Below are 14,685 nucleotides of genomic sequence, written 5' to 3' on the forward strand. Positions count from 1 at the left end.
CAAAGCGCGTCAGGCCCGTTATGCGCAGAGCGCGAAGGAATCGAAATGAATAAGACGATGCTTGAACTGATCAATGCTTGCGACGAAACATTTTCTTCGGGCAATCCGGTAGTGAATGCAGCAGTGCTGGGCGCCCAGAACGTCAACTCCGCAATGAGCACAATCGATGGCCTCCGCCAGCAGTTGGCCGACGTTTCGAATGAGCGGGATGGGTTGCGGGCTGCGGCTATCGAAACGCTGCGGGTAGCACGGATCGCAAACCAAGGTAGCAGCGCTTACCGCCGCGTGTTTGAAGACTTGGAGAAAGTAGTCGGGGTGAAATCATGAGCAAGCACCCAATACCCGACTGGCTTCGTAGCCAGTTCAGTCGCATCGAGGACGAAGTTCAAAAGCTCGGCCCGTGCGGAGTTTTCACACAGATGCGCACCGTGACGCAGGCTTACTTTGAGCAGCAGGCCGAAGCAGATCAACCGCCAGCGCTCGGCGGGGAGGCGGAACTTGACGGCTTGAGCTTTCAGAAATCGCGCCAAGCAAACGTGAAGCGCCTGGCATCGTCAAAATACAAGCTGTGCGAACAAAACTGGCAGCCTGCACACTGGATGAACGCTCTGACCGGCGAAGCAGGTGAATGCGCCAACATCATCAAGAAGGTTGATCGCGGTGATTACTCGCTAGAATCAGCACTGCCAAATATCGCAAGAGAGCTCGCCGACATTCATTGCTATCTCGATATTTTGGCGTTCAAGCTGAGTATTGATCTTGGCGCCGCAACCGTTTCTAAATTCGACGAAGTGTCGGAGCGTATCGGTTCTTCGATACGACTGTGCGAGCCAGTGAAAGAACCTGACGTTTGCGGAGCATGTAACGGCAAACGTGAAGTTTTTCATCGCGGCCTTGAGGATGGTTGGTACGAGCCGTGTAATGCCTGCCTTGATGAAGTTGCGAAGCTGAACGTCGACCAGTCATGACCAGCAGGCCAATCTGCTGGCGTGCAGCTGCCCAGGCAGTGCCGAAACAACCGAGTATCACCGCCGAAGGCCGATACTTGAACTCATAAAGCGCTTCTCCAAGGGTTTGACAGGGCCTCACTTTTGCTCGGTGCGCCCGAACACCCCCGCAGTAACAACCCCCTCTCAATCAATTCAATGTCAGTCGCGTGTGCGGCAAGGACGAAGCCTCGCCCCAGAAAAGGTCAATAGACTCTGTAAAAGTCATTCGTGATATTTGGACACTTTCACTATAAAACCGCAAAGTATTAGTTTGCGGCCACTGTCTCAGTCAGATGGTTTAGCCGTGCGGGCAATTACTAACAGTGGCATCACACGCATTATTGATTCTCAAACCTGATTTTAAGCGTGAAGCTACTTGCACAGGCACTGATGTGGAGTCGCGGACAACGCTATTACCCGAAGCCTGTACGGAAGCATATTTTTCAATCGCAGCAGGTGCGGCTTGTGCACGGGTGCTCGCAAAGGCCATGCCTTGCAAGCCCATCACCGTGACAGTAGTCAATACAAGCCCTTTCAGAATAGTTTTTTTTGTAATGCTCATGATATTTCCTCTAATAACCAATGGTTCGACAGTATTGGTGCATCTGACTTATATGTGCATAGCAGACAAGCTGCTATGGATAGACTGTACATGCTTTGTGACAACAGGCGTATCACGCCAGAAGTGAATAAAGTTTCATTCGTTTGGATGCTATTGAATTAGCTCGTCTCTCTGCGCTCTCGCTACCAAATCCCCTCATCAAACCAAATTAATTAACTCAATGTCAGTCGCGTGTGCGGCAAGGACGAAGTCATGCCCGAAGAAAAGCAAAAGCTCGGCCCGGACCATTATCGATACGTCGACGAATCAGACCCAAAGGGCCTGTCGGTCACTAGCAGGCGTTACGTGGTTGTCGGTGAAACCGAGCAGTGCTGGTACATCGTGTCTGAATTCCACGACAGCCTGTTCGGTGGATCTCAGCGGGAATCGCTGCTTAAGCAATATCGCAAGCGGGTGCTCAAGGATGGCGGCGAGCACGGTGGGCGGTTCGCCTACACCAGTAAAGAGCTAGCGCTGCGCTCATACAAACAGTGCAAAGCATGGCAGTTGAGACATGCCCAACTGTCGCTTGAGCGCGCCAAGGCCGCTATTGCGTATTTCGGCGATGTAAAACCGAAAGCACCGTTCCGGCAGATAGCCTTATGGTCGCTTGAGAGTACATCCAGGGCATGAACTGGAGCGATTGTTAATGAGCAACCACACCAAAGAACAATGGTTAGTAGACCGTCAAGACTACTGCATTGGCGTTGAAAGAGATGGCGAGCCTCTGGAAATCGCCACGATCGCGGCAATGGATCACAACGGCATCAAGCACTTCATCGGCGACCAAAGCTGGGCGAACACTTACCTGATGCGCACTGCTCCCGAGTTCCTTAAAGCTCTCGAAGCGATACTCACCAAAGCCTATAAGCAGAACTGGAACGACCATTACCCTGAGCTGCTTGAGCAGGCAGAAAAAGTGATCGCGCTCGCGAAGGCTGGATCTGCGCCCGGCGATGGCGACGAATCAGAGTATATGGAGCTTTGATTCTTCCTAAAGGCTGGGTGAGCAGAAAACTGGAAGCCGAGCTGATTCGCATCGCGGCGCGCATCCTCATGGGCCGCAACGTGGCCCGGTCCCCAGTCGTATCCCGCCGCGACAACAACGATATGTATTACATGGCCGAGCAGCTGGAAGCCATCGCCGACCGAATTTCCCGCCAGTACCCATAACACCCTTCCCTACAGAGCCTGCCGGTGATCGGCGGGCGGAGAGCTGCGCGCCGCCCGGTATGGGATCAACACCTTAGCGCAGTTGTGGCCACGGTTTTTTTAACGTGAAAGCCCTGCGCTACACCCATTGGTGCGATACGAAAAAAAACCGCGTAGAGCGTGCCAAGTTTATGGGAGTGAGCCCTGCTCAGCATATCGCTCTGTACGCCTACGAGACTCTTCTTGCGAAGCTTACCAAGGCTCGCAACGCTTACATCGCCGAGGTGCGCGCTGGTATTCACCGGAGCAACTATTCCGCCACTACTGCCGGCGATCACTTTGCGATTGCTTGGGTGTTCGCGGTACAGAGCAAGTTGCAACAGTTGGTGCCGCGCGGCGAAGAAAACATGACGCCCGAACACAAAGGCGCAGGGCCTGGGCTTGTATCAGTTGAAGCCCATCACCAAGCGCTGATTGACACCTACCTTGCTGACAAGCAGGTGGGCAAAGCAAGAAAGGTGAGAGGGTCAGAGCTCGACCTCAACGCCCAGATAGCGGGAATGCTCGCCGGCACCAAGGTCGACTTACATGCATGCCTAGCCAGTGGTGCCGAGCATGCGCCCGCCCTATCTGCCAGAGCTTGAACCCGGACTAAAAATGAAACACTTAACGGCGGGCCTCGATAGGCTGACAGCCAGTCGGAGCCCTAACATAATCAATCTCTTCTGGCGACTGCTAGCCAAACTAAAGTGCTGCCGCAAATCTTATTTCGCGGCAGCAGTTTTAATTGCGGCAGCGTTAGCCACCACAATGGAGGGGATCGATATCGCATTGATTGCGATTCGTGCCTAATGACATGCGGCCAGCTACCTGTATAGGCGCTGCTTTCGAGTCCTTGGAGATATTCTTGCCTGCGTCCTGCACAAGCGCATGGTTCACATCGGCCACAGGAGCGGATGGCTTGAAAGCCGCTGCGAATGCCATGCCTTGCAAGCCAATCACTGCGACAGTTGTCACGACAACCCCTTTCAAAACGGATTTTCTAGTAATGCTGTTCATTGTATTTCCTCAGAATGACTAATGGCTCAACCGTGTAAAAGCCTATAGCTATATGTTGCATAGCATATAAGCCGTTACGAAAATACTATACATAACCTTTGACAAAGGTGTACGTATTAAATGTTAAAAACATCCAATTTGTTAAGGCGACGCTAAATTTTCTTGACTCCCCACGCACTTATCACCGCATCACCCTAATAAAGATTAAACCAGTTAGCTCAATATCAGCCGCGTGTGCGGCAAGGAAGAGTCATGGCCTAGAAATTTTTGATAGACGACGTTTAAATAACTTATAACAGCATTGAAATAATTTTAATCTAAAGCCGCGAAAACATACTTCGCGGCTTCTGTAACACTCAGGTGCATTAGCCATGTGGGCAAGGCATACCATTGTCATCGCATGCGTTATAGATGCGAGTGCTTGACCACCTTAAGCGGGAAGCTACTTGTGCAGGTACAATTTTGGTGTCTCGGGTCATGCCTTTACCCGACTCCTGCACTGGAGCATATTTTTCAACAGCAGAGGCAGGTGACGCTTCTGTGCGAGTGCTAGCAACGGCGATGCCTTGCAAACCAATCACTGCGAACGTCGTCACGACAAGCCCTTTCAGAACGGTTTTTTTGTAATGCTCATGATATTTCCTCGAATAACATACAGTCTAACAGAATAAGAGCATCTGATTTATATGTAACATAGCAGATAAGCTGCTATGTAAATACTGTACATGCTTTATGACAGCAGGTGTATCTCGCCAAAAGTGAATAAAGTTTAATTTATTAGGATGCTATTTAATTAGCTCACATCCCTACTCTCTCGACATCGCATCGACCTCATCAAAACCACACCAGTTAACTCATTGTCAGCCGCGTGTGCGGCAAGGACGAAGTAATGCCCTCAGAAAATTCACAAACTTTAAACAGCGCAGCGCTCGACGTTATAGCTGAGCGCCAGCGGCAAGTAGCCACGACTGGTGGTTGCCTACCGGATCCCAACCTTATGCAGCCTTGCCTAAATGCCCATACGGAAAAACCGGTGACCGGCTACGGAACGCGATCGATCTGGCACTGATCACAGCCCAGCGCCGAACCGACATTTTGGACATGAAGTTTGAGGACGTGCGGGAAGGCTTTCTGTATGTTATCCAGCAGAAGACGGCCAAGGCCAGTGACGCAGCCTGGATTCGATTCCGAGTGACGCCAGAGTTGCAGGCTGTCATCAGTCGGTGCCGGGACAACGTGGCTTCGCCCTATCTCGTTCACCGGCGCCCGGAGCGCCTGAAGCAAAAGCAGGCCCAGACCAAGGACCACTGGACGAAGATCGAAGAACGATATTTGACACGCGCGTTCAAGGCAGCGCGAGAGGATGCTGGGTGCTACGCGGATTGGAGTGACGAGGAAATGCCGGGCTTTCATGAAGTGCGGGCACTGTCGCTGCACCTATACAAGAAAGCCGGAAAGGACGGGCAAAAGATCGCAGGGCATGCGAGCGAGGACATGACGAAAAACTACCAGAAAGACCACGTCGAAATCGTCTGGTCAGAGGCAGTTCCCGACCTCGACATCAGCCAGTTTTCGAATTAGTTTTGCGCAAGTTTTGCGCGGGTTTTGCGCAGGCCGGAAATTAAAAAGGGGATCAGTACCGTAAGTGACTGATCCCCTTAACAAAATATGGTCGGGACGGAGTGATTCGAACACTCGACCCCTAGCACCCCATGCTAGTGCGCTACCGGACTGCGCTACGCCCCGACTAGGCGTGTATCTGTTTTGCAACTTGCGAAAACGTTGAGAAATATACCCTAAGCGTTTGAATTTTGGAAGTATCCTGGCTGATCAATTACGCCTTGAGCATGACCAGTACGTCTTCCAGCTCGGCAATCATCTCCCGAATCATCTGCTTGTACTGCTGGGTATCGTCTTTCGGTTCTCCGGTGGTAAGGCGAAGTCGGGCGCCACCGATGGTGAAGCCCTGATCGTAGAGCAGCCCGCGGATCTGACGGATCATCAGCACGTCCTGGCGCTGATAATAACGGCGGTTTCCGCGTCGCTTGACGGGGTTGAGTTGAGGAAACTCCTGCTCCCAATAACGCAGAACGTGCGGTTTTACCGCGCAGAGCTCGCTGACCTCACCGATGGTGAAGTAGCGTTTGCCTGGGATGGGCGGCAGCTCGTCGTTATGACTTGGTTCCAGCATATGCCTCAACTCGGGCTTTCAACTTCTGCCCTGGACGAAAGGTGACCACACGGCGCGCCGTAATTGGAATCTCTTCACCGGTCTTGGGATTTCTCCCAGGCCGCTGGCGCTTGTCTCGAAGGTCGAAGTTGCCAAAACCTGACAACTTCACCTGCTCGTTATCTTCCAGAGCGTGCCTGATTTCTTCAAAAAACAGTTCGACCAATTCCTTGGCTTCCCGTTTATTCAGGCCCAGCTCTTCGTACAGACGTTCGGCCATCTCAGCTTTCGTCAGAGCCCCCATACGCTACTTCCTTAACGTGGCGTTTAACCTCTCCTCTAGCGAGGTGAGGATAGCAAGTGTCGTTGCGTTTACCTCATCGTCATTAAGAGTGCGCGATGGATGCTGCCAGGTCAAGCCGACTGCAAGGCTTTTTCTATGTGGATCAATGCCTTTACCCTGGTAAACATCAAATAACCTGAGGTCTGTGAGCCACTCGCCTGCATTTTCACGGATTACGTCCATGACGGCACTCGCTGAAACGTCACGATCGGCCAGCAACGCGAGGTCACGACGCACTTCAGGGAAGCGCGACAACTCGTGGAATTTCGGCAGACGGCCTGTCGAAACTTCTGCCAGCACCAGCTCGAAGACAAACACTGGACGATCCAGCCCCAGGTTTTTTGACAACTCAGGGTGGATGGCGCCCAGGAAGCCGACTTCACGACCATCGCGCTCGATGCGTGCAGTCTGGCCTGGATGCAAGGCAGGATGCTGGCCCGGCGTGAAAGTGAACTCCCCCAGCGCGCCGGCAAAACCCAAAACCGCTTCGACATCGGCCTTGACGTCGAAAAAATCGACCGCATCGCGACCTTGTGCCCAGCCTTCCGGCAGGCGGCTGCCGCACACCACACCTGCCAACATCGGCTCTTGTTTCAAGCCATCGAGCTGACCGACGAAGCGCAGACCGCTTTCGAACATGCGAACGCGATCCTGCTGACGATTCAGGTTGTGCTGCAGAGCTTTCACCAGACCGGGCCACAAAGAGGCGCGCATGGCGGCCATGTCATTGGAGATGGGATTGGCCAGCAGCAGAGGTTTGGCACCTGGAGTAAACAGTTCGAACCATTTCGGGTCGATGAAGCTGTAGGTGATCGCTTCCTGATAACCGCGAGCAACCAGCAAACGACGCAGCTCTGGCAGATCGCCTTTGGCCTCGGCCTTGGCTTGAGGTGCCAGACGGGCTTGCGGGTATTGAACCGGCAGACGGTTGTAGCCGTACAGACGCGCCAGCTCTTCGATCAGATCGACTTCAAGGCTGATGTCGAAACGATGACTTGGCACGTCGACACGCCACTGACCATCGGTTTCGGCAGACACTGTCAGGCCAAGCCCCGTCAGCAGCCGTTCTATTTCAGCGTTTTCAATGACCAGACCGAGCATCTGCTCGACGCGGCTGGCGCGCAGCGTAACCGGCGCAATCGAAGGCAGGTGCTGCTCGCTGGTCACTTCAATTACAGGGCCGGCTTCGCCACCAGTGATTTCCAGCAGCAGGCCGGTGGCGCGCTCCATGGCTTCACGGGCCAGTTGCCAGTCAACGCCACGCTCAAAACGATGCGAGGCATCGGTGTGCAGGCCGTAGGAACGCGCCTTGCCAGCTACAGAGATGGTGTCGAAGAACGCGCTTTCCAGGAAGACATCGTGGGTCCCTGAAGTCACGCCGCTGTGTTCGCCCCCCATCACGCCGGCAATAGCCAATGCGCGCTGGTGGTCGGCGATGACCAGTGTGTCAGCACGCAGGCTGACTTCCTGACCGTCGAGCAGAACGAGCTTCTCGCCCTCCTCGGCCATGCGAACGCGGATCCCGCCATTGATTTCGGCCAGATCGAACGCATGCAGAGGCTGACCCAGTTCCAGCATCACATAGTTGGTGATATCGACAGCCGCGTCGATGCTGCGTACGTCGGAGCGACGCAGGCGCTCGACCATCCACAGCGGAGTCGGACGCGACAGGTCGACATTACGGATAACGCGACCCAGATAGCGCGGGCAGGCAGCCGGCGCCAATACTTCGACCGGACGTACCTCATCATGCACAGCTGCAACAGCGGCAACCTGCGGACGCGTCACTTCAGCGGCGTACAGCGCGCCTACTTCACGAGCCAGGCCAGCCACTGACAGGCAGTCGCCCCGATTGGGGGTCAGATCAACTTCGATGCTGGCGTCGTCCAAGCCCAGATAGACACGAATGTCCTGACCGACCGGCGCATCAGCCGCCAGCTCCATCAGGCCATCATTGCCTTCTCCGGCCTGCAATTCGGCAGCGGAACACAGCATGCCGTTGGACTCGACGCCACGCAGTTTGGCTTTCTTGATCTTGAAGTCGCCCGGCAGCTCGGCACCGATCATGGCGAACGGGATTTTCAGGCCCGGGCGCACGTTTGGCGCACCGCAGACGACCTGAAAGGTTTCGCTGCCATTGCTGACCTGGCACACGCGAAGCTTGTCGGCATCAGGGTGCTGCTCGGTGCTCAGCACCTCGCCCACCACTACGCCGGTGAAAACGCCGGCGGCCAGCGTCACGCTGTCAACCTCAAGACCGGCCATCGACAGACGAGCAACCAGCTCGTCGCGAGAAACCTGCGGGCTTACCCAGCCGCGCAGCCATTGTTCACTGAATTTCATCCTGCTCTCCTGAAAGGTTCGTTACGACTTAGCGAAATTGCGCGAGGAACCGCAGATCGTTGTCGAAGAACAGGCGCAAATCATTGACGCCGTAACGCAGCATGGCCAGACGCTCTACACCCATGCCGAACGCGAAACCCTGAAACTCTTCAGGGTCGATGCCGGACATGCGCAGGACGTTGGGGTGAACCATGCCGCAGCCCATGACTTCCAGCCAGCCGGTCTGTTTGCAGACACGGCAGCCTTTGCCACTGCACATCACGCATTCCATATCCACTTCTGCAGAAGGCTCGGTGAACGGGAAATACGAAGGACGGAAGCGCACGGCCAGTTCTTTTTCGAAGAACACCCGCAGAAACTCTTCGATGGTGCCTTTCAGGTCAGCAAAATTGATATCGCGATCAACCAGCAGACCTTCGATCTGGTGGAACATCGGCGAGTGGGTAATATCGGAGTCGCTGCGGTACACACGGCCAGGGCAGACAATGCGGATCGGCGGCTGCTGCGATTCCATGGTGCGGACCTGTACCGGCGAGGTATGGGTGCGCAACAGCATGTTCGCATTGAAATAGAAGGTGTCATGCATCGACCGGGCCGGGTGATGGCCAGGGATGTTGAGCGCCTCGAAGTTGTGGTAGTCGTCTTCGACTTCCGGGCCTTCGGCAATGCCGTAGCCAATGTGTGTGAAGAACTGTTCGATGCGTTCCAGAGTACGGGTGATCGGGTGCAGACCACCGGGGGTCTGACCACGGCCCGGCAGGGTCACGTCGATGCATTCGGCGGCGAGTCTGGCAGTAAGGTCTGCCTGCTCGAACGACGCCTTGCGCGCATTGAGGACCTCTGTGACACGCTCCTTGGCAACGTTGATCAGCGCGCCGACTTGCGGACGCTCTTCAGCGGGCAGGTTCCCCAAGGTCTTCATAACCTGAGTCAACTCGCCTTTCTTGCCGAGGTAGTGAACCCGGATTTGCTCCAGGGCATTGATATCTTCGGCGCCTTGCACAGCCTCAAGAGCTTGAGCGACCAGCGCGTCCAGGTTTTCCATGTACAGACTCCAGATACAAAATAGGGGAAGAGCTTTAGGCTCTTCCCCTATTTATGACGTTTAACACCAACCCCGGAGACCGGGGCCAGTGATTGTCGGGGACTTAGGCCAAAGTGGCTTTAGCTTTCTCGACAATCGCAGCAAACGCCGCTTTTTCGTTCACTGCCAGATCAGCCAGAACCTTACGGTCGATCTCGATGGACGCTTTTTTCAGGCCGGCAATGAAACGGCTGTAGGACAGACCGTTAACACGAGCACCAGCATTGATACGAGCGATCCACAGAGCGCGGAACTGACGTTTTTTCTGACGACGGTCACGGTAGGCGTATTGGCCTGCCTTGATTACCGCTTGCTTGGCAACACGGAATACGCGTGAACGCGCGCCGTAGTAGCCTTTTGCAAGTTTCAGAATTTTTTTGTGACGCTTACGGGCAATGACGCCACGCTTTACACGAGCCATGAGTTACTTCCTCTATATCTTGATCAAAATTAACGAAGGCGCAGCATGCGCTCGACTTTTGCCACGTCAGACGGATGCAGCAAGCTGCTACCGCGCAGTTGACGCTTACGCTTTGTCGACATTTTGGTCAGGATGTGGCTCTTGAAAGCGTGTTTGTGCTTGATGCCGTTAGCAGTTTTCAAAAACCGCTTAGCTGCACCACTTTTAGTCTTCATCTTTGGCATGTTCGGATACTCCGCATTCAGTTGATAAATATAACCGCAAGGCCTGCCGTGCCCTGGTGGTTATTTCTTCTTTTTCGGGGCGATGACCATGATCAGCTGGCGTCCTTCCATCTTAGGATGCTGTTCGACGGAACCGTATTCGAGCAAGTCACCTTCAACCCGCTTCAACAGCTCCATACCCAGCTCCTGGTGGGCCATCTCACGACCGCGGAATCTTAACGATACCTTGGCCCTGTCCCCGTCACTCAGAAAACGTACCAGGTTGCGTAGTTTTACCTGGTAATCCCCTTCCTCCGTCCCTGGACGAAACTTGATTTCTTTAACCTGGATCTGCTTCTGGTTTTTCTTCGCTGCAGCAACCTGCTTCTTCTTCTCGAAGATCGATTTGCCGTAATCCATCACACGGCAGACCGGAGGAAGTGCGTCGGCAGAAATCTCTACCAGATCCAGCTTCGCCTCTTCGGCTATACGAAGCGCTTCATCAATCGAGACGATGCCAATCTGCTCGCCGTCAGCGCCAATTAAACGAACCTCGCGGGCCGAGATATTTTCATTGATCGGGGCCTTGGGTGCAGCTCGTTTATCTTGTCTCATTTCACGCTTAATAATAATTACTCCGTATCTTGGCGACCACGCCGGGAAACCGCTTGTGCGAGAAATTCAGCGAATTGGGCGACCGGCATCGAGCCAAGGTCAGCGCCTTCACGTGTACGCACAGCGACAGTTTGCATTTCAACCTCCCGATCTCCAATCACGAGGAGATAAGGAACCTTGAGCAAAGTATGCTCACGGATTTTAAAGCCGATCTTTTCATTTCTCAAGTCGGACTTGGCACGAAACCCGCTTTCGGCCAGAGTTTTTTCCACTTCAAGGGCAAAATCGGCCTGTTTGTCAGTGATATTCATGATCACTGCCTGCGTCGGTGCCAGCCACGCCGGAAACGCGCCTTCATAATGCTCGATCAGAATACCTATGAAACGCTCGAAGGAACCGAGAATCGCACGGTGCAACATGACCGGATTCTTGCGACTGTTGTCTTCGGAAACGTATTCGGCGCTCAGGCGGATCGGCAGGTTGAAGTCCAGCTGCAGCGTGCCGCACTGCCAGACCCGACCAAGGCAGTCCTTGAGGGAAAACTCGATTTTCGGACCGTAGAACGCGCCTTCACCAGGCTGCAGATCGTAAGGCAGGCCGGCGCTGTCAAGCGCAGAGGCCAAAGCCGACTCGGCACGATCCCACAATTCGTCGGAACCCACACGCTTTTCAGGACGGGTGGATAGCTTGAGTTCGATGTCCTTGAAGCCAAAATCGGCATAAACATCGAGCGTCAGCTTGATGAATGCGGCGGACTCGGCCTGCATCTGATCTTCGGTGCAGAAGATATGCGCGTCGTCCTGAGTGAACCCGCGCACACGCATGATGCCGTGCAGGGCACCCGACGGCTCGTTACGGTGACAGGCACCGAACTCGGCCAGGCGCATCGGCAGCTCGCGGTAGCTCTTCAGGCCCTGATTGAACACCTGCACGTGGCAAGGGCAGTTCATCGGCTTGATGGCGTAATCGCGGTTTTCAGACTCGGTCGTGAACATGTTGTCGGCGTAGTTGGCCCAGTGCCCTGATTTTTCCCAGAGCGAGCGATCGACCACTTGCGGAGTCTTGATCTCGAGGTAACCATTCTCACGCTGCACCTTACGCATGTACTGCTCAAGCACCTGATACAGGGTCCAGCCCTGCGGATGCCAGAAGACCATGCCCGGCGCTTCTTCCTGGGTATGGAACAGGCCAAGACGCTTGCCGATCTTGCGATGGTCGCGCTTTTCGGCTTCTTCGATGCGCAGGATGTAGGCAGCCAGTTGCTTCTTGTCTGCCCAGGCGGTGCCGTAGATACGCTGCAATTGCTCATTCTTGGCATCGCCGCGCCAGTAGGCACCGGACAGCTTGGTCAGTTTGAAGGATTTCAGGAAGCGCGTATTCGGCACGTGCGGACCGCGGCACATGTCGACGTATTCTTCGTGGTAATACAAGCCCATCGCCTGCTCGTTCGGCATGTCTTCGACCAGGCGCAGCTTGTAGTCTTCGTGACGGGCGGTGAATACCTCGATCACTTCGGCGCGCGGCGTGACTTTCTTGATGACGTCGTAATCTTTCTCGATCAGCTGCTGCATGCGCTGCTCGATCGCCGCCATGTCATCAGGCGTGAACGGGCGCTCATAGGCGATATCGTAATAAAAGCCGTCATCGATCACCGGGCCGATGACCATTTTTGCAGTCGGATACAACTGCTTGACCGCATGCCCGACCAGGTGGGCGCAAGAGTGACGGATGATTTCCAGTCCTTCCTGATCCTTGGGGGTGATGATCTGCAGGCTGGCATCGTTTTCGATCAGGTCGCAGGCATCGACGAGCTTACCGTCGACCTTACCGGCAACGGTGGCCTTGGCCAGCCCTGCGCCGATTGAAAGCGCGACATCGGCTACGGAAACCGCATGATCGAATGAACGGTGACTGCCGTCGGGAAGAGTAATAGTTGGCATGGCGCCTCCTCTCCTAGTGGTGACCCCTACCAAAGGTCACGTGGGTTGGGATGAGCCAGTACGTGATTCGGTGGTATGCCTGCCTCACAGTGGCAGGAGCCTTGCGGCCAACCTTGAACCGAACCAGATGACTGGAATGTACGAAAAAACCTGCGTGCCGCACTGAAAAACCATCAGCCTGAAGACCGCTGACTAAGGAGCACTTGAAAATAACAGGACGCGCATCCTAACACAGCCGGAGAGCTGCCGATGCACATCGGCGTAAATCAGGCGTAAATAACAGGTGACCTGAACTGGTGGAGCTGACAGACGTCAGAAGTCATCTAAACCCATGCACGTTTTTGTCCAGCAAAAAGGAGAACACCATGAAGCTTTCATATCTGACATCCCTCCTCGCCCTAAGCGCGGCCTTTGGCTCAGTGAGCGCCCACGCAGAAATGGACGGTGCAACACGCAACACTTTCACCACAGAGTGTGTGGCGTCTGCCAAGCAACAGAAGCTGGATGACAAGACCGCCAAAGCCCACTGCGAATGCGCCGCGAAGCAGATCGACAGCCATTTTACCGACAAGGAGATCGCCTCGCTCAGTGATACAAAAGCTGCAGTACCTGCCGCGCTGACTGCAAAACTGCAGAAACTGGTCACCGAAAACTGCACCGGAACAAAATAATCGCTTTTTTTGGCCGGGGCGAAATCGACACTTCCAGCGCTTGCGACCCTGAACCCCGGCTTGGCTTAAAGCCTTTTAAATCAGGCCTTTGACACACCAAGAATACGCAAGCCAGGCGCTTGGAGAGGGCTCCATCAGGCCCTATTCAGAGTATGAAGAGCTTAATGTGAGTGACCTTTGACTAAAGTGCTCGACAGAGTAGCTGTTTTTTTGCTCATTTCGACTATGATAGGGCCGTGTGCCCAGTTGGCCTGAGCAGCACGCTTATTGAAAATTATGTTTCTGGAGATACACCATGTCTAATCGCCAAACCGGCACCGTAAAATGGTTCAACGATGAAAAAGGCTTCGGCTTTATCACTCCACAGGGTGGCGGTGACGACCTGTTCGTACACTTCAAAGCGATCGAAAGCGACGGTTTCAAAAGCCTGAAAGAAGGTCAGACCGTTTCTTTTGTTGCTGCTAAGGGCCAGAAAGGCATGCAAGCAGAACAAGTCCGCGTTGACTGATTCACCCTACACAAAAAAACCCCGTCACTGACGGGGTTTTTTATGCGCGCCAGTAAAGCATCGCCTCAGCCGCAATTAATGCGTGTCACCTTTCCCGCAGCATCGGTATTGACGTTCACCCGTTCGGATCGGTATTCCAGCGTGACCATGTCGTCAGGCCCGAGAATGCGTGCATCCTGCGACCCGGTACGAGCGCGCACTTGCGACAGAAGGTCGATAGAAGCCTGCTTGCCGATGGCGAACTGCCCAGACTCTGCGTCACAGCGGCCCGGTATAGCGGTGCTGGCTGGCGCTGGCGCCTTGGCGGACGCTTCGGCACTCGGCGCGGATGTCGTACTGCTGCACCCTGCCAGCACTGACGCCAATACGACAAAACCCAATGTTGCGAATTTCCGGGGCATACACCCTCCTCTGCCAATAAACATTTCCAGACCTGGTCCGACCGCATTCAAACGCGTTGGTTGCACACAGTATCCCGCAGGCCATCAGTAAGCGGTTGATCTGGCAAGGTCATGAGTCTGCCTTGGCATCACGCCAGGTGCGCGATCAAATCGTCACAAAACGTTTACCCGGCCCGTTATTGATC

Annotated in this window: 21 protein-coding genes and 1 tRNA gene; 9 read left to right on the plus strand and 13 right to left on the minus strand. The window is 54.5% G+C overall.

The features are described from left to right. The first annotated feature begins 45 nt into the window (after nucleotides 1-45). Both I9H09_RS14645 and I9H09_RS14650 read left to right on the plus strand, forming a co-directional pair. Entirely contained in the window at nucleotides 46-327 is a 282-nt protein-coding gene (locus tag I9H09_RS14645) for a hypothetical protein (protein WP_024669849.1), read from the plus strand. Beyond that, complete coding sequence (locus I9H09_RS14650) at nucleotides 324-968, plus strand: MazG-like family protein (protein ID WP_122347181.1); 645 nt, start codon at nucleotides 324-326, stop codon at nucleotides 966-968. The genes I9H09_RS14645 and I9H09_RS14650 overlap by 4 nt, the downstream gene beginning before the upstream one ends. A 319-nt stretch (nucleotides 969-1,287) precedes the next feature. On the opposite strand, the gene I9H09_RS14655 is transcribed toward I9H09_RS14650, so the two are convergent. After that, complete coding sequence (locus tag I9H09_RS14655; protein ID WP_080268167.1) at nucleotides 1,288-1,527, minus strand: hypothetical protein; 240 nt, start codon at nucleotides 1,525-1,527, stop codon at nucleotides 1,288-1,290. A gap of 276 nt (nucleotides 1,528-1,803) precedes the next feature. On the opposite strand from I9H09_RS14655, the gene I9H09_RS14660 reads away from it, so the two are divergent. The 4 genes from I9H09_RS14660 to I9H09_RS14675 all read left to right on the plus strand — a co-directional run bounded on the left by I9H09_RS14660 (nucleotide 1,804) and on the right by I9H09_RS14675 (nucleotide 3,386). Continuing rightward, nucleotides 1,804-2,223, plus strand: coding sequence for a hypothetical protein (locus I9H09_RS14660; protein ID WP_122347180.1), 420 nt, complete (start codon nucleotides 1,804-1,806; stop codon nucleotides 2,221-2,223). A 16-nt stretch (nucleotides 2,224-2,239) separates the two neighbouring features. Beyond that, nucleotides 2,240-2,578, plus strand: coding sequence for a hypothetical protein (locus I9H09_RS14665; protein ID WP_236502387.1), 339 nt, complete (start codon nucleotides 2,240-2,242; stop codon nucleotides 2,576-2,578). After that, nucleotides 2,575-2,763, plus strand: coding sequence for a hypothetical protein (locus tag I9H09_RS14670; RefSeq protein ID WP_024669847.1), 189 nt, complete (start codon nucleotides 2,575-2,577; stop codon nucleotides 2,761-2,763). The genes I9H09_RS14665 and I9H09_RS14670 overlap by 4 nt, the downstream gene beginning before the upstream one ends. 104 nt (nucleotides 2,764-2,867) lie before the next feature. Beyond that, nucleotides 2,868-3,386 (plus strand): DUF7168 domain-containing protein, encoded by a 519-nt coding sequence (locus tag I9H09_RS14675; protein ID WP_235661337.1) that lies wholly within the window; start codon nucleotides 2,868-2,870, stop codon nucleotides 3,384-3,386. Between the two features lie 154 nt (nucleotides 3,387-3,540). Here I9H09_RS14675 and I9H09_RS14680 read toward each other — a convergent pair whose 3' ends face one another. Together I9H09_RS14680 and I9H09_RS14685 are read right to left on the minus strand one after the other, a co-directional pair. Then, nucleotides 3,541-3,774 (minus strand): hypothetical protein, encoded by a 234-nt coding sequence (locus I9H09_RS14680; protein ID WP_024669845.1) that lies wholly within the window; start codon nucleotides 3,772-3,774, stop codon nucleotides 3,541-3,543. A gap of 392 nt (nucleotides 3,775-4,166) precedes the next feature. Further along, nucleotides 4,167-4,412, minus strand: a complete 246-nt coding sequence (locus tag I9H09_RS14685; protein ID WP_122313466.1) for a hypothetical protein — start codon at nucleotides 4,410-4,412, stop codon at nucleotides 4,167-4,169. 394 nt (nucleotides 4,413-4,806) lie between these two features. On the opposite strand from I9H09_RS14685, the gene I9H09_RS14690 reads away from it, so the two are divergent. Beyond that, nucleotides 4,807-5,382: a tyrosine-type recombinase/integrase gene (locus I9H09_RS14690; RefSeq protein ID WP_329610885.1), complete on the plus strand. Its 576-nt coding sequence runs from the start codon at nucleotides 4,807-4,809 to the stop codon at nucleotides 5,380-5,382. Between the two features lie 88 nt (nucleotides 5,383-5,470). On the opposite strand, the gene I9H09_RS14695 is transcribed toward I9H09_RS14690, so the two are convergent. The 9 genes from I9H09_RS14695 to thrS form a co-directional block, all read right to left on the minus strand. Then, nucleotides 5,471-5,547 (minus strand) — tRNA-Pro (locus I9H09_RS14695). A gap of 88 nt (nucleotides 5,548-5,635) precedes the next feature. Next, nucleotides 5,636-5,992 carry a MerR family transcriptional regulator gene (locus I9H09_RS14700; RefSeq protein ID WP_005893448.1) on the minus strand — a complete coding sequence of 119 codons (357 nt, stop codon included), beginning with the start codon at nucleotides 5,990-5,992 and terminating at the stop codon, nucleotides 5,636-5,638. Further along, a complete protein-coding gene (ihfA, locus tag I9H09_RS14705; RefSeq protein ID WP_002553164.1) occupies nucleotides 5,973-6,275 on the minus strand; it encodes an integration host factor subunit alpha in 303 nt (100 codons plus the stop codon). Before ihfA ends, I9H09_RS14700 begins: the two co-directional genes overlap by 20 nt. A 3-nt stretch (nucleotides 6,276-6,278) precedes the next feature. After that, the gene (pheT, locus tag I9H09_RS14710; RefSeq protein ID WP_122347178.1) at nucleotides 6,279-8,657 is read right to left on the minus strand and encodes a phenylalanine--tRNA ligase subunit beta; all 2,379 of its coding nucleotides are present in this window, start codon (nucleotides 8,655-8,657) and stop codon (nucleotides 6,279-6,281) included. A 28-nt stretch (nucleotides 8,658-8,685) separates the two neighbouring features. Then, entirely contained in the window at nucleotides 8,686-9,702 is a 1,017-nt protein-coding gene (pheS, locus tag I9H09_RS14715) for a phenylalanine--tRNA ligase subunit alpha (protein ID WP_122347177.1), read from the minus strand. 103 nt (nucleotides 9,703-9,805) lie between these two features. Further along, nucleotides 9,806-10,162 carry a 50S ribosomal protein L20 gene (rplT, locus tag I9H09_RS14720; RefSeq protein WP_002553161.1) on the minus strand — a complete coding sequence of 119 codons (357 nt, stop codon included), beginning with the start codon at nucleotides 10,160-10,162 and terminating at the stop codon, nucleotides 9,806-9,808. Between the two features lie 29 nt (nucleotides 10,163-10,191). After that, nucleotides 10,192-10,386, minus strand: coding sequence for a 50S ribosomal protein L35 (gene rpmI / locus I9H09_RS14725; RefSeq protein WP_002553160.1), 195 nt, complete (start codon nucleotides 10,384-10,386; stop codon nucleotides 10,192-10,194). Between the two features lie 60 nt (nucleotides 10,387-10,446). Next, the gene (infC, locus tag I9H09_RS14730; RefSeq protein ID WP_170855886.1) at nucleotides 10,447-10,998 is read right to left on the minus strand and encodes a translation initiation factor IF-3; all 552 of its coding nucleotides are present in this window, start codon (nucleotides 10,996-10,998) and stop codon (nucleotides 10,447-10,449) included. Next, nucleotides 10,998-12,920 (minus strand): threonine--tRNA ligase, encoded by a 1,923-nt coding sequence (gene thrS / locus I9H09_RS14735; RefSeq protein WP_122347176.1) that lies wholly within the window; start codon nucleotides 12,918-12,920, stop codon nucleotides 10,998-11,000. Before thrS ends, infC begins: the two co-directional genes overlap by 1 nt. 365 nt (nucleotides 12,921-13,285) lie before the next feature. Here thrS and I9H09_RS14740 point away from each other — a divergent pair, with 365 nt between their 5' ends. Together I9H09_RS14740 and I9H09_RS14745 are read left to right on the plus strand one after the other, a co-directional pair. After that, entirely contained in the window at nucleotides 13,286-13,591 is a 306-nt protein-coding gene (locus I9H09_RS14740; protein ID WP_005893458.1) for a hypothetical protein, read from the plus strand. A 295-nt stretch (nucleotides 13,592-13,886) separates the two neighbouring features. Beyond that, nucleotides 13,887-14,099: a cold-shock protein gene (locus I9H09_RS14745; protein WP_002553156.1), complete on the plus strand. Its 213-nt coding sequence runs from the start codon at nucleotides 13,887-13,889 to the stop codon at nucleotides 14,097-14,099. A 65-nt stretch (nucleotides 14,100-14,164) separates the two neighbouring features. Here the strand turns inward: I9H09_RS14745 and I9H09_RS14750 are convergent, their stop codons facing one another. Next, nucleotides 14,165-14,500, minus strand: a complete 336-nt coding sequence (locus I9H09_RS14750; protein ID WP_122323699.1) for an I78 family peptidase inhibitor — start codon at nucleotides 14,498-14,500, stop codon at nucleotides 14,165-14,167. Nucleotides 14,501-14,685 lie beyond the last annotated feature (185 nt).

This window comes from Pseudomonas tremae (assembly GCF_023278125.1).
Taxonomy (GTDB): Bacteria; Pseudomonadota; Gammaproteobacteria; order Pseudomonadales; family Pseudomonadaceae; genus Aquipseudomonas; species Aquipseudomonas tremae.